This window comes from Microcystis sp. M109S1, from assembly GCF_020247025.1.
Lineage (GTDB): Bacteria > Cyanobacteriota > Cyanobacteriia > Cyanobacteriales > Microcystaceae > Microcystis.
Window position 1 is genome coordinate 1 of record NZ_JADBRW010000112.1, and the last position, 24,550, is coordinate 24,550.

21 protein-coding genes and 3 pseudogenes are annotated in these 24,550 nt (G+C 42.0%); 11 read left to right on the top strand and 13 right to left on the bottom strand.

Annotated features, from left to right (window positions below; all coding sequences use genetic code 11):
* Positions 1-326: 326 nt before the first annotated feature.
* From IM322_RS05285 to IM322_RS05300, 4 genes and pseudogenes are all read right to left on the bottom strand, one after another.
* Positions 327-1,334, bottom strand: a complete 1,008-nt coding sequence (locus IM322_RS05285; RefSeq protein WP_287676425.1) for a DnaJ C-terminal domain-containing protein — start codon at positions 1,332-1,334, stop codon at positions 327-329.
* A gap of 204 nt (positions 1,335-1,538) precedes the next feature.
* Positions 1,539-2,189 (bottom strand): TVP38/TMEM64 family protein, encoded by a 651-nt coding sequence (locus IM322_RS05290; RefSeq protein WP_149974560.1) that lies wholly within the window; start codon positions 2,187-2,189, stop codon positions 1,539-1,541.
* Positions 2,190-2,360: 171 nt separating this feature from the next.
* Positions 2,361-4,730, bottom strand: a complete 2,370-nt coding sequence (locus IM322_RS05295) for a glycogen debranching protein (protein WP_287676424.1) — start codon at positions 4,728-4,730, stop codon at positions 2,361-2,363.
* Positions 4,731-5,020: 290 nt separating this feature from the next.
* A pseudogene (locus IM322_RS05300) lies at positions 5,021-5,314 on the bottom strand (Piwi domain-containing protein); the annotation flags it as partial.
* Between IM322_RS05300 and IM322_RS05305 the strand changes: the two are divergent.
* Positions 5,312-5,464: pseudogene (locus tag IM322_RS05305) on the top strand (ImmA/IrrE family metallo-endopeptidase); the annotation flags it as partial. The pseudogenes IM322_RS05300 and IM322_RS05305 sit on opposite strands and share 3 nt — an antisense overlap.
* A 40-nt stretch (positions 5,465-5,504) precedes the next feature.
* On the opposite strand, the gene IM322_RS05310 reads toward IM322_RS05305, so the two are convergent.
* On the bottom strand, positions 5,505-6,500 hold the full coding sequence (locus IM322_RS05310; RefSeq protein WP_002798348.1) for a LysR family transcriptional regulator: 996 nt from the start codon (positions 6,498-6,500) through the stop codon (positions 5,505-5,507).
* Positions 6,501-7,191: 691 nt separating this feature from the next.
* On the opposite strand from IM322_RS05310, the gene IM322_RS05315 reads away from it, so the two are divergent.
* Both IM322_RS05315 and IM322_RS05320 read left to right on the top strand, forming a co-directional pair.
* Positions 7,192-7,476 (top strand): hypothetical protein, encoded by a 285-nt coding sequence (locus tag IM322_RS05315; RefSeq protein WP_287079042.1) that lies wholly within the window; start codon positions 7,192-7,194, stop codon positions 7,474-7,476.
* 63 nt (positions 7,477-7,539) lie between these two features.
* A complete protein-coding gene (locus IM322_RS05320; protein WP_287676422.1) occupies positions 7,540-8,373 on the top strand; it encodes a M48 family metallopeptidase in 834 nt (277 codons plus the stop codon).
* Here the strand turns inward: IM322_RS05320 and IM322_RS05325 are convergent, their stop codons facing one another.
* The gene (locus IM322_RS05325) at positions 8,374-9,216 is read right to left on the bottom strand and encodes an alpha/beta fold hydrolase (RefSeq protein WP_286826847.1); all 843 of its coding nucleotides are present in this window, start codon (positions 9,214-9,216) and stop codon (positions 8,374-8,376) included.
* A gap of 58 nt (positions 9,217-9,274) precedes the next feature.
* On the opposite strand from IM322_RS05325, the gene IM322_RS05330 reads away from it, so the two are divergent.
* Positions 9,275-10,168 carry an alpha/beta fold hydrolase gene (locus IM322_RS05330; RefSeq protein ID WP_287676421.1) on the top strand — a complete coding sequence of 298 codons (894 nt, stop codon included), beginning with the start codon at positions 9,275-9,277 and terminating at the stop codon, positions 10,166-10,168.
* Between the two features lie 137 nt (positions 10,169-10,305).
* Here IM322_RS05330 and aroH read toward each other — a convergent pair whose 3' ends face one another.
* Positions 10,306-10,707, bottom strand: coding sequence for a chorismate mutase (gene aroH / locus IM322_RS05335; protein ID WP_190723652.1), 402 nt, complete (start codon positions 10,705-10,707; stop codon positions 10,306-10,308).
* Between the two features lie 68 nt (positions 10,708-10,775).
* Positions 10,776-11,597, bottom strand: coding sequence for a signal peptide peptidase SppA (sppA, locus tag IM322_RS05340; protein WP_287676420.1), 822 nt, complete (start codon positions 11,595-11,597; stop codon positions 10,776-10,778).
* A gap of 744 nt (positions 11,598-12,341) precedes the next feature.
* Between sppA and IM322_RS05345 the strand changes: the two genes are divergently transcribed.
* The 3 genes from IM322_RS05345 to IM322_RS05355 all read left to right on the top strand — a co-directional run bounded on the left by IM322_RS05345 (position 12,342) and on the right by IM322_RS05355 (position 14,746).
* The gene (locus IM322_RS05345) at positions 12,342-12,512 is read left to right on the top strand and encodes a hypothetical protein (protein WP_287079299.1); all 171 of its coding nucleotides are present in this window, start codon (positions 12,342-12,344) and stop codon (positions 12,510-12,512) included.
* Between the two features lie 53 nt (positions 12,513-12,565).
* Positions 12,566-13,987, top strand: a complete 1,422-nt coding sequence (glnA, locus tag IM322_RS05350; RefSeq protein ID WP_287676419.1) for a type I glutamate--ammonia ligase — start codon at positions 12,566-12,568, stop codon at positions 13,985-13,987.
* 351 nt (positions 13,988-14,338) lie between these two features.
* The gene (locus tag IM322_RS05355; RefSeq protein ID WP_287676417.1) at positions 14,339-14,746 is read left to right on the top strand and encodes a hypothetical protein; all 408 of its coding nucleotides are present in this window, start codon (positions 14,339-14,341) and stop codon (positions 14,744-14,746) included.
* Positions 14,747-14,758: 12 nt separating this feature from the next.
* Here IM322_RS05355 and IM322_RS05360 read toward each other — a convergent pair whose 3' ends face one another.
* From IM322_RS05360 to petC, 4 genes are all read right to left on the bottom strand, one after another.
* On the bottom strand, positions 14,759-16,408 hold the full coding sequence (locus tag IM322_RS05360) for an ABC1 kinase family protein (RefSeq protein WP_287676416.1): 1,650 nt from the start codon (positions 16,406-16,408) through the stop codon (positions 14,759-14,761).
* A gap of 354 nt (positions 16,409-16,762) precedes the next feature.
* The gene (locus tag IM322_RS05365) at positions 16,763-17,824 is read right to left on the bottom strand and encodes a mannose-1-phosphate guanylyltransferase (RefSeq protein ID WP_286826840.1); all 1,062 of its coding nucleotides are present in this window, start codon (positions 17,822-17,824) and stop codon (positions 16,763-16,765) included.
* 132 nt (positions 17,825-17,956) lie between these two features.
* Entirely contained in the window at positions 17,957-18,943 is a 987-nt protein-coding gene (gene petA, locus IM322_RS05370; protein WP_286826838.1) for a cytochrome f, read from the bottom strand.
* Between the two features lie 43 nt (positions 18,944-18,986).
* Positions 18,987-19,526 carry a cytochrome b6-f complex iron-sulfur subunit gene (petC, locus tag IM322_RS05375; RefSeq protein WP_287676414.1) on the bottom strand — a complete coding sequence of 180 codons (540 nt, stop codon included), beginning with the start codon at positions 19,524-19,526 and terminating at the stop codon, positions 18,987-18,989.
* A 388-nt stretch (positions 19,527-19,914) separates the two neighbouring features.
* Between petC and IM322_RS05380 the strand changes: the two genes are divergently transcribed.
* From IM322_RS05380 to IM322_RS05395, 4 genes and pseudogenes are all read left to right on the top strand, one after another.
* Positions 19,915-23,214 (top strand): HsdM family class I SAM-dependent methyltransferase, encoded by a 3,300-nt coding sequence (locus IM322_RS05380; RefSeq protein WP_287676412.1) that lies wholly within the window; start codon positions 19,915-19,917, stop codon positions 23,212-23,214.
* Positions 23,215-23,218: 4 nt separating this feature from the next.
* Positions 23,219-23,554, top strand: a complete 336-nt coding sequence (locus IM322_RS05385) for a hypothetical protein (protein WP_287676410.1) — start codon at positions 23,219-23,221, stop codon at positions 23,552-23,554.
* A gap of 77 nt (positions 23,555-23,631) precedes the next feature.
* Positions 23,632-24,018 carry a hypothetical protein gene (locus IM322_RS05390; protein ID WP_287676409.1) on the top strand — a complete coding sequence of 129 codons (387 nt, stop codon included), beginning with the start codon at positions 23,632-23,634 and terminating at the stop codon, positions 24,016-24,018.
* Positions 24,019-24,319: 301 nt separating this feature from the next.
* Positions 24,320-24,430, top strand: a pseudogene (locus IM322_RS05395) (nucleotidyltransferase domain-containing protein); the annotation flags it as partial.
* Between the two features lie 12 nt (positions 24,431-24,442).
* On the opposite strand, the gene IM322_RS05400 reads toward IM322_RS05395, so the two are convergent.
* The coding region (locus IM322_RS05400) for a transposase (protein ID WP_287672724.1) at positions 24,443-24,550 on the bottom strand (108 nt) is incomplete at its 5' end.

The window sequence follows — 24,550 nt, forward strand, 5'->3', positions numbered from 1 at the left end:
CCAACAAGGTTTTTAGACTTTTTTTCCCTCAAAAAGTGCCGACCCTTGGAGTGATTGGGGGGAAAATTCAGGGACTTTTTCCCTGAAAATTAGGTAATTGACCACCTGAAAATGGGTAAAACCCCACACCCCAACCCCCACACCCCACACCCCAACCCCCCAACCCCCAACCCCCAACCCCCACCGAAAAACTTTTTCAGCAGACCCTAACTAACCACTGATAACTCATATAGCGTTTCTCATAAAGATGAAGTATAGGCTAATCTGAGCCTGTCTCCTGACTCCCCAAAACGAAGACTTCGTACCTCACTATTAAGATATAGGGACTAAATTTGCACCTGTCTGAGATGACGACGGGGATCGGTGGTACGCTGAGATTTAATTTTCTCGTATAATTCCCGTTCGATCGCCGTTAACTGTTTGGGAGTATCGATGACAATTTTGACTAATTGATCGCCGCGTTGTCCTTTATTATCGATCCAACCTTTGCCGCGTAAGCGCAGGGATTGACCGGAACGAATACCGGCGGGAATTTTTACCGTCACCATGCCATCGGGGGTAGGAACTTCGATCGCTGTGCCTAAAACCGCCTCATCGGGAGTAATCGGGACTTCACAGGTTAAATTATCGCCTTCAAAAGTAAAGAAAGGATGGGGTTCTAATTGCACATCGAGAAATAGATCTCCCCGTTGTTTACTTAAGGGATCGATTAGTCCTTTACCCCGTACCCGGAGACGATTGCCGGTTTTAGTTCCTGGGGGGATTTTGATATCGATCATTTCTCCGGCTAAATTAACCCGTTTTTGTACTCCTCGTAAAGCTTCCGCAAAAGTCAGACGCAGTTTAGCGGTGGAGATACCAGAAGTGACAGATTGCGGTGGAGTACGAGCGCCGGCAAAGTCGTTAAAATTGCTAAAATCGCCAAATCCTCCCCCCGGAGTCCCGTAGGAATGGGAACCTGGGCGAGTACCGCCGGAGCGACCCATGCGACCGAGCAGTTCATTGATAAAATCATCAAAGGTGCTGTACTGGCTAAAGTCAAAACCATCCGAACCAAAGTCACCCCCCGGATTACCACCGGGCCAATTCGATCGCCCGGCCTGTTGCCAATATTGTCCAAATTGATCGTATTTTTGGCGTTTTTCGCTATCGGAGAGGACTTCGTAAGCTTCACTAATTTCTTTAAAACGTTCTTCGGCGCTTTTATCGTTAGGATTGCGATCGGGATGATATTTGACGGCTAATTTACGAAAAGCTTTTTTAATTTCTTCAGCGCTGGCAGTTTTACCTACTCCCAGAACGGCATAATAATCTTTATAATCTGCGGCAGGCATCGATACGCTATCTCCTTAGCAATGAGGATTCAGTCGGGATATTCCTAATCTAACTTAATTTTATCGTTGTCAGGCTTGAATCAGTGATCAGTGATCGGTGAACAGTAACCAGTAACCGGTGATCAGTGAAAATAAAGTGCCAAAGTTTTCACTTAACACTATCTACTTAAAACTCCAATCTGATAACTGATAACTGATAACTGATCACTGAAAGGGAAATTGTCGACGACGACGATACCAAGTTCCCACACCTACTAACAGAGCAATGAGGGTAAAAGCCACCATCAGGGGCAATATATCGCCTTTTCCTAAAGATTTTAAACCCGCACCCATCATGACAAAGGGTAAAATTCCGGGGACAGTGCCTAATAAAGTACCGATGAAATAATCGCGAAAACGGATAGAAGTTAATCCGGCAACAAAGTTAACGATACCGTAGGGAATAATCGGTAATAGACGGATAGCAAACATATAAAATAGTCCTCCTTGCTGCATTTCTGCATCGATCGCTTGCCATTTTCCCTGAAATTTTTTGGCGGTATATTCCCGGCCAATAGTACGGGTAAAAGCAAAGGCAACTATAGCGGCCACCAAAGCGGCGATCGTTGTCCAAACTGTTCCCATAACTACCCCAAAGATAGCCCCACCACTGAGGTTTAAGGGGGTAGAAGGCAGAATTAAAATTGTCCCGATCGTGTAGAGAATAATATACAAAATGGGGGCCATAATTCCCATTTGTTTTAACCAGATCTGTAATTGTTGGGAGTCGATACCACCGATTAGATAAACTCCGATCGCCGTGGCGATAATACAAATTATGGTTAGGATAATGACACTACTTTTAGTTTTAGACATTTAACGGCAATTTTGGGCTAAGTGCGGGTGGCAAAACTGAGATGCAGCTGGGGTTGATATTTCTCTGTTGCCAAAAATATAGCAGAAATCAGCTGAGAATCGATCTCGATCTCAATGTTAGTGGGCTGCCCGATCTGTCCCCAAATTACCCCCGATATCGCTGTGGGTAGTTTAGTTAACCTCCTCCAAAACCACGATCGAAAAACCATTGACTTTATAGCGATCGGCAATTACTGTCCCTTGATCCACAGACCAACAATTATAATCGGTTTCTGCCCAAGCTGCCGTGTCAATAATTCTTAGCCAACGATAATTATCGGGTGGTGAGGGAACGCGAAAATCCACCGGCAGATAATACATATTAATTAACACCAAAAAATCGTGATCACCGACGGCACTACCATCAATTAAAAACCAAATAGAGCGATCATGGGCAGTTAAATCGCTAACCCCATCGGGTTTTTTAAATAAATAGGTGACACTATTGCCCGCATCGAGAACCATATCGCCGTAGCGGTGCTGTTTGAGTGCTATATGATTGTTTCTTAAGTGAGCAATATAAGCGGCAAAAATAAATAAAGGATTGCGTTCTTCTTGATTAGTTCCCGTGCCAAAATTATTATGATAAGCTTCCCGATAACCCGTGGGCAGTAGATGGGGTGAACGGGTGGCGATCATATCATAATTATTCCAAGTGGCCACACTATCAATATTGTAGGGATTATTATTACCATTTTGAGTGCGGCCAAATTCATCACCCCAGACAGTCATCGGCACACCGCGAGATAAAAATTGCATCGTCCAAAAGTTGCGTAATCTTTGGCGACGTAAGGCCTGATTACCGCCAGAATCCCAAGAATCGTTATTATTATTGCCGCCATCAGAAGGACCAAAAGGCCAGGGATTGAGGTTATTTTTATTGTTATAACTGACCAAATCCATCAGGGTAAAACCATCGTGGGCAACAATAAAACTGATCGATTTTTGTGGTCCGCCTTGGTCGTTAAAATTGTGATAATCTCCGTTCACCTGTTCGATGAATTGAAAAGTATTACTATTTCCCTTTAAAAAACGCCGGATTGCATCGCGATAACGGCCATTCCATTCTCCCCAACCCGTTGGGAAATTCCCCACTTCGTAACCCCAGATATCCCAAGCTTCGGCGATCATTTCCGCATCGTATTTCTTGCCTAATTTCTCGATCTTTTCTAACAAAGGATGTTTAGGAAAGAATTGTTTTTGTTTGCCCCAATCTTCCCGTTCATGACTAGAAGGAGTTCGACCGAGGACGGTGGCCAGATCAAAACGAAAACCATCAACTCCCATGGTTTCTAACCAATAGGTGAGGGAATCAAGAACCAGATTACAGGTGACAATATGGGAAAAGTTTAATTGATTTCCGCAGCCGGTGGCCCCATCGACTAGATAATGTTCATCGGTGAGTTGATAGTATTCCACCACATCAAAACCACCAAAACTAACAAATCCGGTGACATCGTTGCTGCCCCAATTGCCCCCTTCTCCCGTGTGATTATAGACCACATCGAGATAAACTTCCATACCTTGGTCGTGGAAAGCTTTGACCATGGCCTTAAATTCTCTGGTGGGTCCACCGGGGGAGCGATCATAAGCATAACGGCGATCGGGGGCGAAATAACCAAAGGTCATGTAACCCCAATAGTTACCACCGGGGCGATCGTCGGGGTTATTATCGTTAGCGGTTTCTTGGACGGGTAAGAGTTCGATGGTGGTAAATCCTAGCGCTTTCAGGTATTTGGCCATATAGCCGGCTCCCGCATAAGTTCCCCTGTACTGGTCGGGAACGTTAGCCACTTCCTCAAAACCCGTAATTCCCTTGAGAATATCTTCTAAACGACTAGCGGAGGGGTGATTGCTTAAACCGCGCACATGGGCCTCATAAATGATCGCTTTTTCGGCACCCAGACGGGGACGAATCCCGGTAGAAGTCCCATCCGGGGCGATAACAATGCCTTTGGGCGACCATTTGCCCGTATCGTATTGCCGCCGGATCACTCCTTTGTAGTCCCCTTCTCCCGTGGCATACATTCCCGCATTTTCTCGGGCCGCAATCATGGCCGGGGTTTCAAGGTCGTGGGAAAGTTCTCGCGTGTAGGGATCGAAGAGGACTTTATTGGGGTTAAAACGATGGCCGAAATCGTCCACATCTGCCCGAAAACCAGCGTTACTGTGACCTCTTTGCCATTTTTGATCAAATTGCCAATTGGAACCCCAACAGCGAAAAGCGTAGTAACTGCCCGGGGGAATACCGGCGATTTTTGCCCGCCATATATCATCATTTGGGTTTTTTGTCAACCAGTAATCATACTTAGCGTTTTCTCCCGTCGGGCGATCGTAGATTTCCAGAAGAATCTGACTGGCATTTTTAGAATAGACGGCAAAGGTGACACTATCGCCCCGATAATGCGCTCCGAGGGGATAGGTGGCATCGGCCCAGAGATGGCTATCTAGGGGGGCATAATTACCAGATTGGGGATGATTTTGACCGATCGCTGGCAACATAAATTGGCGGGATAATATCGCCTTTGATGATAGACATTTTTCGCTCAAGGAAATAAGAAAAAAATCTAAAGCTTGATCTACCGGGAAAACAAGCTGTGCAATTTAACCTAGAGATAAATTTTCGGCTTGTAAACATCCATTTTCTCGATGCAAGTCCCATTCAAGATAGGCTAATCTTTCTTTAATTGCTCGATTTTATGCCGTCAGTAAACTAATTTGGTTAGATAAATCACTGACTAATTCTTCTAGATGGTGTAGATTGCTATGAGAATTATCCATAATTTTCCTCTCTAAAGCCAGAATTGACAATCATCTTCTAATAAACTAGGACAAATTCCTTGTAAGCGTCGATGAGCAATAGCATCCGCTCCATACAAAGGGATAGGTAAACGGGGGTCTTTGAGAGAACCATAGTGAAGTAAAGTTAATTTCAACGTAGTGTCAACTAACTGTTTTAAATTTACTTGTTCTCCTAATTCATGAACTTTTAAGCGTAAGGGACGAGGAACACCTATTTGTTCAGACACTTGGGAAGTTATCAAGATAACTTCCCGTTTTGATAAAGCAAAAGCTAATCCTAGGGACGTGACTTGACGAAATGGGGACATCTGTATGCGATCGCCGACGAGTTGGGAGTAACTATTACTAATCTTAGAAGTCGTTTAGAGAGTCTCCATTGGATTAAAGTCGATAAAAAAGTAATTTATCGGGCCAGTAATTTTCCCAAGAGATAGCTTAAATGTTCCGAGGGAGATTTTGCCCATCTCGAGCGACTTATTTACTAATAATTTCGGCGGGTTGCGAGTTAGGAATCGGTTCAAAGTTGTGGTCGTCAGCCAGATATTCGGGATAGGTGGAGAATTGGGGTAGTATTTCTAGGGTAAAAGCCTCGGCAGCTTTCGAGCGATAGCGATTCGGGTTAATAATTACCGACAAAGTGCGTCGTACTTCCACATCTTTAATTCTGGTAGCGTGGATAACTCCCATTTGTAGTTCTTTTTCGATCGCTGTCACCGAGACAAAAGCCGCCCCTAAACCGGATTGTACGGCATTTTTAATCGCCTCGATCGAGTTAAGTTCCATCTCCACTTTTAAGCGTTTGGTATCGATCTCGCAACGAGTTAAAACCTTGTCGATAACTTTGCGAATCGTCGATTGGGAATCGAGGGTGATAAATTTTAGTCGATATAAATCCTCTTTTTGAATCATTTCTACCTTAGACAGAGGATGAAAAATAGGCAGGACTAAAGCCAGTTCATCTTCTGCGTAGGGGATAATCCGCAGGGTTTCTTGTAATTCGGCGGGAACTTCCCCCCCGATAATGGCTAAATCCACTTGACCGTTAGCAACGCTCCAAGAGGTGCGACGGGTGGAATGAACTTGTAGCTGTACGGATACTTCTGGGTATTTTTGCCGAAAAAGCCCGATCATGCGGGGAAGAAGATAGGTTCCCGTGGTTTGGGAAGCGCCGACGATCAGGGTTCCCCCTTGCAGATTTTGTAGATCTTCGATCGCCCGACAGGTTTCTTGACAGAGAGTGATAATTTTTTCGCCGTAGCTTAAGAGTAGGTATCCCGCTTCCGTTAATTGGGCTTTCCGACCGCCCCGGTCAAATAACGGCACATTTAGCTGTTTTTCGAGGTTTTGTACCTGAAGACTGACCGCCGGTTGAGATACATACAGGGTATCTGCCGCCCGCTTAAAGCTTCCTTCGGCAGCGATCGCTTTGAGAATTCTCAGTTGGTCTAGGGTGAAAGGAATGTCGGTCATAGAAAGCCTCAAAAACAGCGACGGGAGAAGGGGAGGACAATAGCGACAAATCTTAAGCCAGTGCCGATAAATACACTGAATTGACAGTACCACACCACGGGGATCAATGCTTCAGGTAGTTCCAGTTATCAGTTATCAGTTATCAGTTATCAGTTATCAGGAGACAGGAGACAGGAGACAGGAGACAGAAGACAGGAGACGGGAGACGGGAGACAGGGCTCTTCTGGTTTCTGTGTGAAAACGAGGTCTATACTGATAGAATATCCGCAAAATAGCCCTAAAAGTCTTGCTCGATAAGCATTTCACGATTCCATAAGCAAAAATTATCACACAAAGTCGAGAAGAGCCGAGACAGGAGACAGGAGACGGGAGATTATTTTTATTTATTCTTCCCACTTCCCCACGTCCCCACGTCCCCACGTCCCCACGTCCCCACGTCCCCACGTCCCCACTTCCCCACCCCTCACTGTTTACTGTTTACTGTTTACTGATCACTGAAAAAGGCTGACCCAGCAATTATCGGGTTGACTTTTGTGTACCACTTAATCGTTATTAACCAAGAATCTTAATGATATTTTAAGATTTTTTAAAAAACCGCCCCTAGCCGAGATGAACGTATATCCTAGAGGGGAGCGAGCATAGATTCCTATTCCCGTTCGATCGCCCCCTAATTCTCTGGAGATCAGCACCCATGCTTACTTTGCTCCGTTCCCTGCTATTTTCCACCCTATTAAGTTTTGTTGCTCCCGTCCTCTTGGTGGGTTCTATTTTAACTGCTTTATTGGCCACCAGTCATGTCCCCGGCTTTACTTGGGTTTGTCAGACCGGTTTTAGCCAAATCCTGCAATTTTTAACCATTTTCGGCGGCGGTTATCCCCTACAAGGAATGTTAACCATCGCTGTCACCTTTGCTTTTGTTGGCAGTTTATTCGATTTATTTAACTTTTACGTCTATCAAACCAATCGGGGACAGTAGCAGGCAAAGGGTGATAGGGACTGTCTAGAATGGGAATGAGGTTTTTATGGGATCGAATCGTCTATGCGCCCTATTTTCTACCGTTTTTGGCTATTAACAATAATTTCTCTGCTGCTCACCCTGAGTATCGGGATTGTCAATCCCCAAGCTAGTTTCGCACGCTCGTGGATGGATTTACTTTTTCGCGGTGTGCAGGTTATTCAACTCGCCACTATTTCTCCTCAGCAGGAAGTTGCCCTCGGTAGGCAGATTAATCAGGGTTTATTAGAATCAGGTAAAATAAAACTGGCCAAAGATGCCAGAATTAACCAATATGTCCAAGAAATCGGCCAGCGATTAGCGGCAACTAGCGATCACCCTGAGATTCCCTACACTTTTCAAGTGGTGCGCGACAATAGCATTAACGCCTTCGCAACCATGGGCGGATTTGTCTATTTACACACGGGATTGATTAAAACTGCTGATAATGAGGCAGAATTAGCCAGCGTCATTGCCCATGAAATCGGCCATATCGTCGGTCGTCATTCTATCACCCAATTACGCAATACTGCCCTCGCCCAAGGACTTCTCAGCGCGGCGGGATTAGACACAAAAACTTGGGTACAATTGGGAGTCAATCTCGCCTATAATCTGCCCAATAGTCGCAAGGATGAATTAGAAGCGGACCGACTGGGTTTAAACAATCTAGTTGAGGCTGGTTATGCACCCACGGCGATGATCTCCTTGATGGGAAAATTAGCACAACAGGGGGGTTCTACCCCGACAATTCTCAGCACCCATCCTGCTACAGGCGATCGCATTTTAGCACTGCAAAAACAGCTTAATTCGGTTAATAACAAGCAGAATCAAGGTTTAGACGAGGATTATTACCAATTGCAGATTCGTTCTCTCCGCTAATCAGACAATTTCCCGAACGGATAAAAACTCGGCCACCGCTTGATTAAAAATTTCAGGTTCCCCTAAAAATGCCCAATGATTACCCGGTATCTTTTTAATCTCTAGAGAAGTTAAATACTTTTTATAGGATTGAATTTGCCAAGCAGTGCGATTTAATCCCTGCTGGGGAAGGATTAATAAACTGGGAATATCTAAAGTTTTAGTTAATCCGGCAAACCCCATGACATCCTCAAAAATTTCCCCGCGTGCCGATAAAGTAAATTTACTGCTCCAACTGCCATCAGCTTTTTGTTCGATGGCATTTTTAAACACCTCTTGCTGTAGATTTGACCAACCTTTATATTGTTTTAATTGACGAGCGATCGCTTCTATGCTCTGATAACTATCAAAGGAGCGAGTAATCTTTAAAAAGGGCAAAACTTGATAGAGAATTGGAAAAGTTATCCTAATCCAACTAGGCATTTTATCGATAAAAAAGGGATCGACTAAAATTAAACTCTTAAATACTTCCGGCTGTTGAGTTGCCCAAATTGCCGCTATTTTAGCACTCCAAGAATGACCTAAAATATGTGCTTGCGTCCAACCTAAATGATTAATTAAAGCCCTTAAATCGCCGATATAATCCTGAAAGTGATAACCGGTTGCCGGTTTACCGCTTTCCCCATGTCCCCGCAAATCTGGGGCAATAACTTGATAATTTGAGCTTAAATAATCGCCCAAACTTGACCAAACCAAAGCATGATCCGCCATGCCGTGCAATAATAATAGAGGCATACCTCGATCGCTCCATTGTAAATAGGAAATTTCCATCGAGTTATTGGTAAAAGTCTGGCGTTGTGGCATAAATTCTCGACTGATTTTTACTCTATAATTTACCTATCACTTAATAAAACTTCATACAATGGCACTACAATCTCCGATCACTGGGACTAGCTTAGAGCAATTGTCTTGGACATGGCAAGGTCACACCATCCCCTACACTGTGCGGGGAGAAGGACAACCCCTAGTATTAATTCACGGTTTTGGGGCATCTATCGGTCATTGGCGCAAAAATATCCCCGTTTTAGCGGAAAATGGCTATCAAGTCTATGCCCTAGATCTTTTGGGATTTGGGGGTACAGATAAGCCCGCTTTAGATTATAGTCTCAACCTTTGGCTGCGGCAAATACAAGACTTTTGGCGAGAAAAAATGGCAAAACCGGCGGTATTTATCGGTAATTCCATCGGGGGACTGATTACCTTAATGCTGATGACAGAATCTCCCGAAATCACTGCTGGAGGAGTAATTATTAACTGTGCCGGAGGATTAAACCATCGTCCCGAAGAATTAAATTTGCCGCTGCGTTTAATCATGGCTGCCTTTACCGGTTTAGTTAGTTCTCCCGTGACAGGAAAGTTTATTTTTGAACAGGTAAGGCAGAAAAATCGCATCCGGAACACCTTAAAACAGGTTTATCGGGATCATACCGCGATTACCGAGGAATTAGTCGAAATTCTCTATCAACCCTCCTGTGATGCGGGTGCGTGGGGAGTGTTTGCATCGGTGTTGACGGCACCCCCCGGACCTTCTCCCCAGGAATTATTACCGCAAATCGATCGCCCTTTATTGGTACTCTGGGGAGAGGATGACCCTTGGACACCGATCGCCGGTTCGGTAATTTACCAAGAAAGAGCTAAAATGGGAAATAATACCCAATTTTATCCGATTGCCAAAGCCGGTCACTGTCCCCACGATGAACATCCCGAAAAAGTTAATCAATTAATTTTGAGTTGGCTGTCGGAAATGGGGATTTAGTCAGTTAAAAAAGTTGGGGTTGAGGGCTAATTTTTCCGGGCCCCAAAGGTAAATTTAATGATTTTTGCGGCCAGTTTTTCCCTGAGGGAGAAATCAATAAACTTAATAGAAAATGCGGGAACAGGTTATCGAAGATTTTAGCGATTAATAGTGACTGGAGAAATCTGCCAATCGGGGCGAAGATTTTTCGCCCCTTGCAGATAGACGTGCTGCATTTCGCTTTGCAGTTTGGGAGTATTAACGTGGAGAATTACCCGAATACACTTTTCCAGACTCCCAGCGACGTGCATCTGTTGCACATCGAGGAGGGGGACATTTTGCCAATGGGGACGTTCGCGAGCGATAGCAGCGGGGAAAATCGCGTCTAAATCCTGAGTTGCCGTAAAGATAATACTAACAATATCATCGGGATCGAGACTATTGTGGATTTCGATCGCTTCGAGGAGTTCTGTCACTGCTTCTCGTATAGCTTCAATAGTATTAGCTGTTACTGTTGTTGCTCCCCGAATGGCTCGAATCTTCCACTGCACGATTGTCATCCTCCGCTAATCCTGATGAGTCAATTTTAGGGGTTAACGCGCCCTTTTTCTCGACTTTAATCCAGCCATCAGGGTCGGTATAACCACAATAGTTGTCCGTTAACTTCCAATTCAAATTCTAGACGCTGTAGGGTTTTTTGTAATCCTAGGGGTATTTGGGAACGATTGCCCGTCAGACGACTGAGGAGGGGTTTCGGTTCTTCGATAGTCTGACATTTAGTTTTATCTGGGGGTAATCCTGCCAATTCTAGCGCCCAAAGTCGGGCATCTTCCTCGGTTCCCAAGCGATCGACCACTCCTAATTCTAAAGCCTGTTGACCGGTAAAAATGCGCCCATCGGCAAAACTTTTCACCTGATTGACATCTAAATTTCTAGCGCTGGCGACGGTTTGCAGAAATTGCTGATAACTGGTATCGATCATATCCTGGAGAATTCTTTCTTCTTCATCAGTTAATTCTCGATCGAAGGAGAGAATATCTTTATAAGGGCCAGATTTAATCACTTTAAACGAAACTCCCACCTTATCCAACAATCTTTCCAGATTGTTCCCTCTCAGGATAACACCGATCGAGCCAGTAATCGTGCCGGGGTTAGCCATAATATAATTGGCCCCCATAGCGATATAAACGCCGCCAGAGGCGGAAATATTGCCAAAACTAGCGATTATTTTCGTGTTTTTTTGTAACCGCTTCAATGCTTCATAAATTTCTTGGGAATCCCCCACGGTTCCCCCGGGGGAGTCAATGCGGAGAAGTAGGGCGGGATATTGCCTTTCTTTGACGATTTCTAGGGCTTTTAAGACTCTTTTGCGGGTATCGGAGGCAATTGCACCTGTAATTTCTATTCGAGCGATTTGTTTGCGGGTTTTCGGTTTAAAAGGCCAGACCATCAGGTTTAAATATCTCTAAAAAAAGGACTCTTTCTAATCTAACGCTTTGATCGTTCCAGGTTAAGCAAACATTATATTTCAGAATTTCAGGCTAAAATGTCTGGTTAGGTGTATAATGGCATTAACTGGCCAGAGTTGAGGTAGGCGAGGTGAGTATTTGGGCAAGAGAGCGGGGAATAGGAAGTGGGAAGTGGAGAGCGGGTTTTTAAAGTTCGATTGGAAGTTAATCATACTATTAAAAACAGATTTGCTATTAGAGTTTTTTTCTTACTTTGTAATCAAGAAAATGGTCTATATTTTCAGGTGAAATAGCCCGCTAATGCCAAAATATCTAGTAAGGAAAAAAAGCCAATACTCGACCAGGTTTTAGCGAATGGTTCTGCGCTCCTGATTGAAAGGGAGGCAAAGGTCTGTACGCAGGAGAATTAATCCTATTAAATAATCCAGAAATTACTGTTATAATTGAGGATAAAGAAAGTTATAATTTCTGGATCTTCGTTACTTGGTATGGTTCAATAGGGTTGCATAAATCGACTAAATCCTTATCTGGCAAAAGATTTAATTAATTAGTTCGCTCTAGATCAAAAACAATTGACAAAAATTGCAGCTAGGTAATTGGCCACCTCAAAACTGGTAAAACCCCACACCCCACACCCCACACCCCACACCCAACCCCCACCGAAAAACTTTTTGCCGCAGACCCTAAGTATAGGCGGTTAAAATGCGTCTTAGCTTAGACGGCAAATGTTTGCAGAAGTGAACGTGCTTGAGGTGTGGCAAGAGGAGCTAGAAGCTGATAGGCAAATCGCCATTCTGAGCAATTACCGACCTGAACAAGGAAATTACAGATTTTTTCAAGCTAGGATTAAAGATTTTGTATCGAAAAATACAAAACCGGCCAAAGTGACTGTTTAGGATGGATTTTTTGAGAAGCTTAAGAACCGATCCATAAGTCAAAGGAGTTTTCCATGCCCGAAACGCCACAAGAAGTCTTGAAAATGATTCAGGACAACAATATTAAGATTATCGACCTGAAATTTATTGATATGCCGGGTATCTGGCAACATTGCTCGTTCTACTACGACCAAATCGATGAAAGCTCTTTCAGCGATGGTGTTGCCTTCGATGGTTCCAGTATTCGCGGTTGGAAAGCAATTAACGAATCCGATATGGCCATGGTTCCCGATCCCACCACTGCTTGGATCGATCCCTTCTACAAGGAACCTACCCTAAGCATGATCTGTAGCATCAAAGAACCGAGAACCGGTGAATGGTATAGCCGCGATCCTCGCTCTATTGCTCAGAAAGCGATCGATTATCTTAGCAGTACCGGTTTAGGTGATACCGCATTTTTTGGACCGGAAGCGGAATTTTTCCTCTTTGATAGCGCTCGTTTCGACCAAACCGCCAACGCCGGCTATTACTACATGGATAGTGTCGAAGGTCGTTGGAATAGCGGTAAAGACGAAAAAGAGGGAAATCTTGCCTATAAACCCGCCTACAAACAGGGTTATTTCCCCGTTAGTCCCACCGATACCTCTCAAGATATTCGCACGGAAATGCTCTTAACCATGGCCGACTGCGGAGTTCCCATCGAAAAACATCACCATGAAGTCGCTACTGGTGGTCAAAACGAGCTAGGGATTAAATTCTCTACCCTAGTACGGGCCGCCGACTACTTGATGACCTACAAATACTGCATTAAGAACGTGGCGAAGAAATACGGCAAAACCGTCACCTTTATGCCCAAACCCATCTTTGGTGATAACGGTTCCGGGATGCACGTTCACCAGTCTATCTGGAAAGATGGTCAACCCCTGTTCGCCGGGGATAAATACGCCGGACTTAGCCAAATGGCACTGTACTATATCGGTGGTTTGCTTAGACACGCTCCCGCTCTCTTAGCTTTAACTAACCCCACCACCAACTCTTACAAGCGTCTCGTCCCCGGTTTTGAGGCCCCTGTAAACCTGGCCTACTCCCAAGGTAATCGCTCCGCTTCGATTCGGATTCCTTTATCGGGAAGCAACCCGAAAGCCAAACGTTTAGAATTCCGTTGTCCTGACGCGACTTCTAACCCCTACCTCGCTTTTGCAGCTATGCTTTGTGCTGGTATCGATGGGATTAAAAATCAAATCGAACCAGGGGAACCTCTCGATGTGGATATCTACGAACTCAGTCCCGAAGAATTGTCAAAAATACCCTCTACCCCCGGTTCTCTGGAAGCAGCTCTGGAAAGTCTCGAAAAAGATCACGCTTTCTTGACCGATTCTGGTGTCTTTACCGAAGACTTTATCCACAACTGGATCACCTACAAGCTCGATAACGAAGTTAACCCGATGCGCTTACGTCCTCACCCCTACGAGTTCTCTCTCTACTACGATGTCTAAGGTTTGATTGACCAATCATTAATACTAGGGGAGGCTTTTGTCTGCCCTTTTTTTTCCGAATCAGCAAGTCAGTCCCGATGAAAAAATTTTCACCACCGCAGATGAAAGAGGTTTCCTTCCCCACACCCCAACCCCCAGGAAAAACTTTTTGCCGCAAACCCTAGTATAATCCCTTGCTGCCAATTAAGTAGGGAGGCACAATTATTTGTAGGATGGGTTAGCGCACTTCGTAACATAATCGGGCGTTGGGTTTCATGCTTCAACCCAACCTACGTTCATCTTATATTTAATTCCACCCACCCACTTAGCATAAAATAGGATTAATTGACCAGAATTTTGGGGCGATAGTTTATGGAACGCGGGTTATTGTGGACACCTTTATTAATTCTATTTATTTGGTTGGCTTGGAGTGGTTGGAATGAATACCAAAAAGTGGAAATCTATCGATCATGGGCGGAAAACTTCGAGCGAGCTAAGTATGATATATATTCTGTCTTAGGTCAAAAAGATAAAATTATCACTTGGGGAAAGCCAACTCGTAAGGGAGTCATAAATTTACAAACTTTTTCCCTAGAGGAGGTCAAAGAAATCCGTCTGTTAGTTAATAATCAAGTGGTGGATTTAGATGATATTCCCCCCCAAGGTTCTCCTTTCCTAGAATTTATTTTTAAGGAGCGATCGCCTGAAAAAATTCCCTTTACTGAAGTTGAATTGGCTAGTCAGTGGGCGAAATTTTTACAACAACAAATCTTAATTTAATCGCGATAATTTCTAGCGCAATCTCCCCGATCGCAGGATACCGACAACTAACCATAAACCGATTAAACTAGCTGTAGCAAATAATACGGTACTAATAATAGTTAATTGCCGAGATTGGGCGCTGGCTGTGACAATGGCGGCCCCGATAATTAAGGAACCAATAATCACACTAAAAGCTAGTCGATTGGCGGAATTATCTAAACTGCGACGGAGATTATCTAGGTCGCGAATTTTCAGATTAACATTTAAAGTTTCCGAGGTTAAACCATCTAGTAAAACTTCGATTTGACGGGGAGATTTCAGGGAAAAAGATTTCAAGTCTAAAACTGTTCTTAGGGCAGTTTGTAGGGGAGTGCTACCGATTAACTGTTGTTCAAGAATATTAGTTAATAGCGGTTTGACTTCTTCTAGGATATTAATATCAGGATTAAATTTTCGGGCAGTTCCTTCTAGATTAGCGAGACTTTTGGCAAATAAACCTAAATTACCCGGAAGTTTAATTCTATTGCGACGGGCAATTTGCAAAAGTTCATAAACCACCTCACTAAAGTTAATTTGATTTAAATTGAGGTTATAGTATTTTCGCAACATCCGCTCATAATCCACCTCTAATTGTACTAAAGTAATCGGCACCACTGACTCGGATAGTTTAATAGTTAGTTGACTGCATCTTTTGGCATCTAAGTCAACAATTGCCAATAACAATTCTGTTAAAATTTGTTGAGTTTGCGGGTCTAATCTGCCCACCATACCACAGTCAATTAAAGCCACTCTACCATCGTCAAGATAGAAGATATTACCCGGGTGAGGATCGGCATGAAAGAAGCCATCAATATAAATTTGTTGAAAAAATGACCGAAACAAAATTCTAGTTATTTCGCTTTTTCTTTGGGAAATTGCTTGCTCAGTTGCTGGTCTAGAAACATCAGCCTCTAAAATTTGTTTTCCTTCCAACCATTCTAACACTAATAGCCGAGAATTAGTTAAGTGCCAATAAATTTTAGGAATAACTAACTGTTTGGGTTCTGACCACCGACTCTGGGTTAAATTATAGCGTAATTGGTCAGTATAATGACCTTCTTGGGTGAAATCTAATTCCGCATTGACTGCTTTAATAAACTCCTCTGCTAAGTTAACAACGTCGTAACTTTGACCAAATTCTGTGAGGGCAACTAAATCAGCAATTCCCTTAATTAAGGCACTATCTTGGGCGACAATTTTTTCGATCCCCGGACGCAAGACTTTAATCGCTACTTCCTCCCCAGATAATAAAGTTGCCCGATGAATTTGCCCGATCGATCCCGCGGCGATCGGTTGGGGATTAATATACTTAAATACCTGTTCGATCGGTTTTGCTAACTGTTCAGTGATGACTATTTCTATATCTGTCCAAGCAACGGGAGGAACTTGCGCTTGTAGGGCAGTTAAAGCCTCGATATAATTAGCAGGTAGCAGATCGGGACGGGTACTAAGCAACTGTCCCAATTTGACATAAAAAGGACCCAATTCCACGAGGATTTTTTTGAGAACTTCTGGGGTGGGAATCTGGGGATTTTCTGTTTTTCCTAAGGTTAAAACCCCGCGCATATAGTCCCAACCGTTGCCGAGAACTATCTCAAGGATTTCTTTTTGTCTTTGACTGGTTTGGGGGAGTGAGAACACGGTATTATCAGTTATCAGTGATCAGTGATCAGTTATCAGTGGGTAAGTTATCAGTTATCAGTGATCAGTTATCAGTTATCAGTGGGTAAGTTATCAGATTTGAGTTTTAAGTGAGCAGTATTAAATAAGTAGGGAGGCACAATTATTTGTAGGATGGGTTAGCGCACTTCGTAACCCATGCAGACGTTGGGTTTCATACTTCAACCCAACCTACGTTCATCTTATATTTAATTCCACCCATCTACTTAAAAGTTTCCTACTGTCTTTTCACTGATTACCGGTTACTGATCACTGATTACTGAAAAAGCTGATGGCTTAGATGTGTAATTAATTTTGCTTAGGTACTTATCGATACTATAACAATTTCTCTAATTTGGGATCGGTTTGTAATTGCTTGAGAACTTGTTTAATATCTTGGGTACGATCTTTGTGGACAACGAGAGTCGCTTTCCCGTCGCGAACAATTACCAGATCTTTTAAACCAATAGTAACGATCGCTTCTTCCCGATCACTAGCATAGATAATAGCCCCCTCCGTATCCAAACCGACATGATTGGCCAGTTCAATATTTTTGCCCTTTGCTTCTAATAATCTTTCCAGGGAATTCCAATCTCCCAGATCATCCCAACCGAAATTAGCGGGTAAAACGTAAGCGAGTTGGGTTTTTTCCATCAAAGCATAATCAATACTTTTTTTCTCTAAATCCTCATAGGCAGCGATACCCCGATCGATCAGAGGTTGTAAAATATTATTAGCGTGGGTTTTTAGCTCCTCTAAAACCACTTGTCCCTGAAAGATAAACATTCCGCTATTCCAGCTAAAAAGTCCCGTTTCCAGGAATTTTTCGGCCGTGGTGCGATCGGGTTTTTCCGTAAAACGACTCACTTTATAGACGGGTAGGCCATTAAATTCGCCCTGATTTTCTCCCTGTTCGATATAACCGTAACCGGTGGAGGGATAATCGGGTTTAATCCCTAAAGTAACGATCGCTTTTTGGCTGACGGCCACTTCTACGGCCGCTTTTAAAGTGTTAATATAAGCCTCTTGATCACCAATATAATGATCGGCAGGAAAAAAACCGATCACCACTTCCTTACCATAACGTTTTGTCACTTCTAAGGTGGCCCAAGTCACAGCTGGGGCCGTATCCTTGCCCACCGGTTCCACTAATAGGTTACTCTCCGGTAAATCGGGCAGTTGTTCGCGGACACCATCAGCGATCGCACTAGCGGTAATTACCCAGAGATTTTCCCAACCTGCCCCTAAAGATAATAGACGATCGGCCGTTGCTTGTAAAAGACTGCGACCACTACCATCAAGACAGAGAAACTGTTTCGGACGCGCTAGACGACTGAGGGGCCAAAAACGTTCCCCTTTACCACCGGCGAGAATGACTGGAACAAGCGACTGATTCATAAAAATTTACACTTATCGGTTAAGTTGAACCGATTGTATCAGACGGCAGTGAGCGGTGAGCATTTTCCTGACTCAAAGCTAAAAAGCGGGCAAATAACCCGCTTTCTAGCAAAAATAACCGAAATATTGCGATTAGAAATTCATTTCGGCCGCTTGTACTTGTTCCACTTGTTTTTTCTTAATAACTAAGAGGATTTGGCATAACATAATGCCACCGAGGAATAAAACTAATCCTTTGATCCGGCCGGGATTTTGCAGGACAACTTCCGTATCTTTTTGACCAAAACCGCCGACATTGGGGTTACTGGTTAAAAATTGTCCCACTTCGATCGCTTGACCTTCCGAGACGATTAACTCAGGACCTGCGGGAATATTTTCCACCACGGGGCCTGCTTGGGAAGTGATGGTGACTTCATAACCACCGGCTTCGGTTTTGCTGATCTGGCTAATTGTACCTGCGGTAGAAGCTTTGAAGGCGTTATTATTGCTAGGTTCACCGGTGGGGTACACTTGACCGCGACCACGATTGGCCCCTAAATGCACAGCATATTTACCGAAGTGAATACTCTTATTTTGGCTAGGATCGGGGGCCAGGACGGGGAAAACGATTTCTTTGTATTGATCACCGGGTAAAGGGCCGACGATAACCACGTTATCTTGACCTTCTTTGTAGGATTGGAAATAGACTCCACCGAGTTTTTCCTGCATTTCTTCGGGAATGCGATCGGGGGGCGCGATTTTAAAACCATCCGGTAGCATTAAGACTGCACCCACGTTTAAACCCCCCTTCGATCCGTCTCCTAACACCTGTTGACTGGCGGGATCGTAGGGGATTTTTACTACTGCTTCAAAGACGCTATCGGGTAATACCGAGTGAGGGATTTCAATTTCGGCGGGTTTTTGGGCTAAATGGCAGTTAGCGCAAACAATCCGACCGGTTGCTTCTCTGGGGGTTTCCGGGGCGGTTTGTTGCGCCCAAAAAGGATATGCTTGGGCAGATTGGGGGTTAATGACATCGCTGGTTAGGAGTAGGGAAACGGTAGCGATCGCCACGAGGACAGCTTTCACTAGGGCCTGTCTGTGGACTTGCGGGAAACTTAAAAAGTTGAATGTTCTCATCTCTATCGGTTAAAAATTCCAAAATCTCGTCACATTGAATAATCTAGGACCACCAGGGTTCTTCGCCATTGCGGAAGTCGGTTTCCGTCCAAGTGGAGAAAACGACTTTATCATTATCGGTGACGTTGGCATGGGCGAGGGCTAAGGATAGAGGCGCTGGACCGCGAACTACTTTTCCTTCGGCATTGTACTGGGAACCGTGGCAAGGACACATGAATTTTTCTTCGCTGGCATTCCATGGCACCACACAACCTAAGTGGGTACAGACGGCGTTAATTCCGTAGTTGGCTAGGGTTTTGTCTTCTTGGACGACTAAATAGGTGGGGTCGCCTTTTAAACCTTGGGCTAAGGTGCGATCGCCAGCGTTATGGCTGGCCAGAAATTGACTGACAATCACATCATTGCCTAGGGCATCTTTAGCGGTGACACCGCCACCCGTACCACCGGCCGAGGGGGGAATAAAATACTTAACAATCGGATACAAAGCGCCCGCTGCTACTCCGGTAATTGTACCAAAGGTCAACAGGTTCATAAATTGACGACGACCCAAATCGGGAACATCTGTACCGGAAACTTGACTCATTGCTCCTTATCTCCAAATGTAAATTTTTGTAAACTAATTCTCATCTAAGGGCGATTTTGTGCATCTCGATCAAGACGAAAACCCAGAGCTTAAAGAAGGTTTACAAGGGCTGTATTAGATTATTACAGATATTGAGTCACGGACAATTGCCACGGCAAAGCCGCGCCAAAGGCGAACGGCAAAGCCGCGCCAAAGGCGATCGCTGTTTGCTCACTTTCAGTGCTAGAGGCAAATTATTAAAAAATTGACATAATGGCGGCTTGTCTATTTACTTGACAGTTACGCTTCCTATCAGTCATACTATTAAAAATAGTTCAAAAAAACCAAAGATTAGGTTGTGTGACTCTAACCAACACAATCAACTATTACCAGTGATTTACTCAAGATGATGACAGCTAATTCTGCTTATGAATTGTTAGAATATGCTTATGATGAACTCGATTTTAGTCAAGGCGACTTAGTGAGTTCAAAAGTGTCATTGTCAGAAATAACTTTAGAAGAGTGGATAGAAAAAGGAGATTGGTTAGAATTAGCCAAGCAAGTTGAAGCAGAAAAAGTTTTTTTTGTCAAAAATAATCCTGTGATTATTTTTGCTAAATGTGATACTCAAGAAGATGAAAAAGTACGGCAAATCTTTAATAAAATATGGTGTATGGCTAGACCAAGTTACCTATTTTTAGCGAAAGAAGGTGAACTAGCTATTTACGATCTAACCAAACCACCTGCTAGAAGTATAGAAGATTGGAAGAAAAATAATAGACCGTTAGAAGTTGCCCAAAACATACTTGAAGTAACTTCAAAACTTTATCAATACAGACGGGAACAAATTGAATCAGGGAAGCTTTTTGAGGATGAGCGTTTTGAAACATCTAATCAACGTGCTGATCAATCACTGATCAAAGATTTAAAAACAGTTCGTTTAGCCTTAATTAGTGGAGGATTAAGCGAAAATAAACGTAAATATGCTCATGCTTTAATTGGTAGATCAATTTTTATTCGCTATTTGGAAGATAGAGGAATTTTAACTCAAGAGTATTTTGAAGCAATAGCACAAAACAATGCAACATGGAAAGCCTTACTTAATGCTCCTGACGATCAGTTAAATATGGAAACTGAAGCTAAACAACATTATATCAAAATATTAAGTGATAAAAGTTTTACCTATGCTTTATTTAATCGGTTGAGTCAAGATTTTAACGGAGATATGTTCCCTTCTGATGAACAAGAAGCGGAATCTGTTGAGCAACGGCATTTATCTCTCTTACAAGAATTTTTACAGGGAAATATTGATCCACAAAAAAAATTATTTTTCTGGGCTTATAAATTTGATATAATTCCTATTTCTTTAATTAGTAGTATTTATGAAGAATTTTATCATGAGTCAAATACAGAAAATATTGATAATGGGACGCATTATACACCGAGTTCATTAGTAGAATTTGTCTTGTCTAAAGTTTTAACGTCAGATTGTTTGACAACTCATCCCCGTATTCTTGATCCTTGTTGTGGTTCAGGAATCTTTTTAGTGGAAGCATTTCGGAGAATTGTGAGACATCGAGTCTATCAAAATCAGGGACAGCGATTAAGTTGGCAAGAGTTAAGAGAAATCTTAAAAAATCAGATAGCTGGGATAGAAATTAATTCAGAAGCTATCAGAATTACTGCATTTAGTCTATATCTTGCTTTATTAAATTATCAAGAGCCTCCAGACATTTTATTACAAATTAAACGAGGTGAAAAATTACCATTTTTAATTTATCAACCGAATGGGTTATCTGAGGATAATCACTTTAATAATTTAGTCTGCGATAATGCTTTTCAAGAATTTTCTAACTCAGAAGATGTGACATTATCTAGGAATTTTAGCAGTCAATGTGCTGATGTTGTTGTCGGTAATCCTCCTTGGGGATCTCCTAAAACGACCGATAGAAAAAGCACACAGGAATTAAATATCGCTTTACAATGGTGTCAAGAACGTGATTATCCAGTTGGAGATAAAGAACGTTCTCAAGCGTTTATCTGGAGAGTATTTGATTTTTTAAAAGATAATGGATGGTCAGCATTAGTGGTATCAACAGGTATTTTCTTTAAGACCCATGATAAAAGCAAAGAATTTAGACAAAAATGGTTAAACAGTGTCTTATTAAAAGAAGTTGTCAATTTTGCTCATGTTCGTGATATTTTCTTTAAATCTGGTAATAAAAACCAATCTAGTGCTTCAATTTCTCCTTTTGCTTCAATTATTTTTCAGAAAGTCAATCAGACAGAGTTAACCTTAAAAGATCAAGTTGTCACTTATTGGTCTGCTAAAAAAACAGCTATGATTAAAAATATGCCAGCTGTTATTTTGAGTGTTATGGATCGTCATGGTATCAGACAAAGTGAACTATTTTATAATGATTATTTATGGAAAATTTATTATTGGGGAAATCATCAAGATGCTGGCTTAATTAAAGGGATACAATTATCGCAAACTTTAAAAGAATTACATGACTCTAGGAATAGTGGTCAAGGATTTTCAGAAGGGAGAAAGGATCAAAAAGATTGCCAGTTACCGAGATTACTTCCCACAGATAAATTTGAAAGATATGGTTTAATTTCTTCTTCTTGGTTTCAAAGACCACCTAAACAAGTAACTCGACCAAGAAAACCAACTTTATATCAAGGTATTCGGTTACTTATTAAACATGGTATTAGTCAGGTATCTAGAAAAAAAGGAGAAATTATTGCTCGATTGGAATCAGAAAACTTCAGTTTTACAAATTCAGTAAATTGTATCAAGTTACATGATGCTGAAGAATGGAAATATAAAATTGTATTAGGAACTTTATGGTCTTCATTATCTCGTTATTACTTTTTTCTGACTTCTAGCAAATGGGGAATATGGCATGATGGAATTTATAAGGATGAATATTTAAGTTTGCCGATTATTTTTCCAAAGGATCAAGTTATTCGGGAAAAAGTTATCGATATTGTTGAGCAATTACAGAATTGTAATCCTATAAAGTATAGTATTGAACATCCTGAAGGAAAAACTCCAGAAAAAATAGAAGCACAACTCACTGAATTAGAATATCAATTAGATGAGGCAATATTTGATGTCTATGATCTCACCATTGCTGAACGGGATCTCATTCGTGATATGTGTGATGTTGGGATAGAGTTTTACTATAATCATATCAACAGTAAAGCAGTAAAACCTGTTGAAAGCTATCCTCAACAAAATCAAGGACTTCTCAACGATATTAATAAAAACCGTCAAACTCAAAAAGGATTAGAAGGTTATTTACAAGCCTTTTTAGATATTTGGAATCGAGAATTAGAACCTGATGGTGAATTCAGTTGGCAGATTATTCGCCCTCAATTTCTGGGGTTAGAAAATCCTATGTTAGCCGTTATTTTCTCTACACAAGAGTATGGAGAAAAACCTCAACCTGTCTCCCAATCAGATCAACAACAATGGATAAAGATTCTTGAGCAATTGGGAAAACAAGAAAATGGTTTATTAGTTCCCTATAATAGCCATCAAATTTATCTTGATGGTTTAGTTCGTTCGGTTTCTGATACAGAAATCATTATTATTAAGCGTAATGAACGAAGATTCTGGACTCGTAGCATGGCGCGTGAGGATGCGGAGGCAACAATGCTTCAAATTATTAACTTACAAGAATCTCAAGAAAGGATCTAAACCTATGACAAAACCAAGTTTATTAAAAAAAGATATATGGGGTAATCATGAAAAGAGAGTTTTAGCTACTTTTAGGCTTGCTTTAGAAATGCTTCAAAAGAACCAAGAATTACCCCAAAGTGAAGATGAACTTAATCGAAAACTATGCTTTTTTGTCCGTTATGCCAACCAACAATTAACTATTTCTAATCAAGGAATAGCATGGCCTTGTATGTATGAAGCCAATAATCAACCTGATGCTGATGATAGCATTCGAGCTAAACGAGAATATAAACGACCTGATTTTCAATGGGGAATCTGTGATAAGCTAAACGGCTTTTACTTCGGATCACCGATATAGACTCCAAAAGGGTTATAGCTATTGGATCATGCAGGTTAAGCGCCGTTTAGCTTACTAACGAAACAAATCCTGAAAGAATGGATAAATTTTACACTTTAGAGGCTAAAAGACTCGGTTCTCCATCAAGTTCTCAATGGATACTTAACAAAAATTATATTCTAAATGGGATTAACAGATTTATATTAGTTGAATGGGGTTATGGAAAATCCGTCAGTTCGGGAGCAATGATTGGTTATATTCAAAATATGGAATTAAACGAAATTTTAAATGAAGTTAATGAGCATTGTTCACAACTAACCATTATAGAGTTAACTTTATCGCCGGAAGGATGGCAAAATGATGTGAGTCGTCTTGACCATCAACTAGAACGTCCTGATTTGCCACCTAGTCCATTTAATTTAAGACATCTATGGGTAGATTTACGAAGTAAAAAAACTGATAACAATGACGATACCTCATCATAAAAATTCATTCAAATTCTTCATTAAGCGCTCATGAATCCCATCACCCCAAAACCGAACTAAGGAGAAACCTAGACGATTGACCCTTAAAAACGCATCCTCAGCATCATAAACTGCTAATTCTAACTGATTCGGACTCATTAAAATCATCAATCGCCCTTTTAACTCAACTCTTAGAAATTGCTAAAATTGGAGTAGAAAAAGCGAGAGAAACCGATGAAGAAACGGCAACCGCTTGGATAACCCAACAACTAGAAAGCTTAGGGGTAAAACTAATCTAATGAACAAAAAAATAAATCTACCAATGGAACAAATTAAAGGATTTTGTCAAAAGTGGCAAGTCACCGAATTGGCATTATTTGGTTCAGTTTTACGCGAAGATTTCCGTCCAGATAGGGCTCTTCTGGTTTTCGTGTGTTAATTTTTGTTATGAATTAAAGCAAGCAAACAGCTTAAGTCGAAGATGTTCAAAATTGGTAAATCCATAACTTATTCTTTTAATAAGCTTTATTTTGGTATTCATTCCCTCAATTAA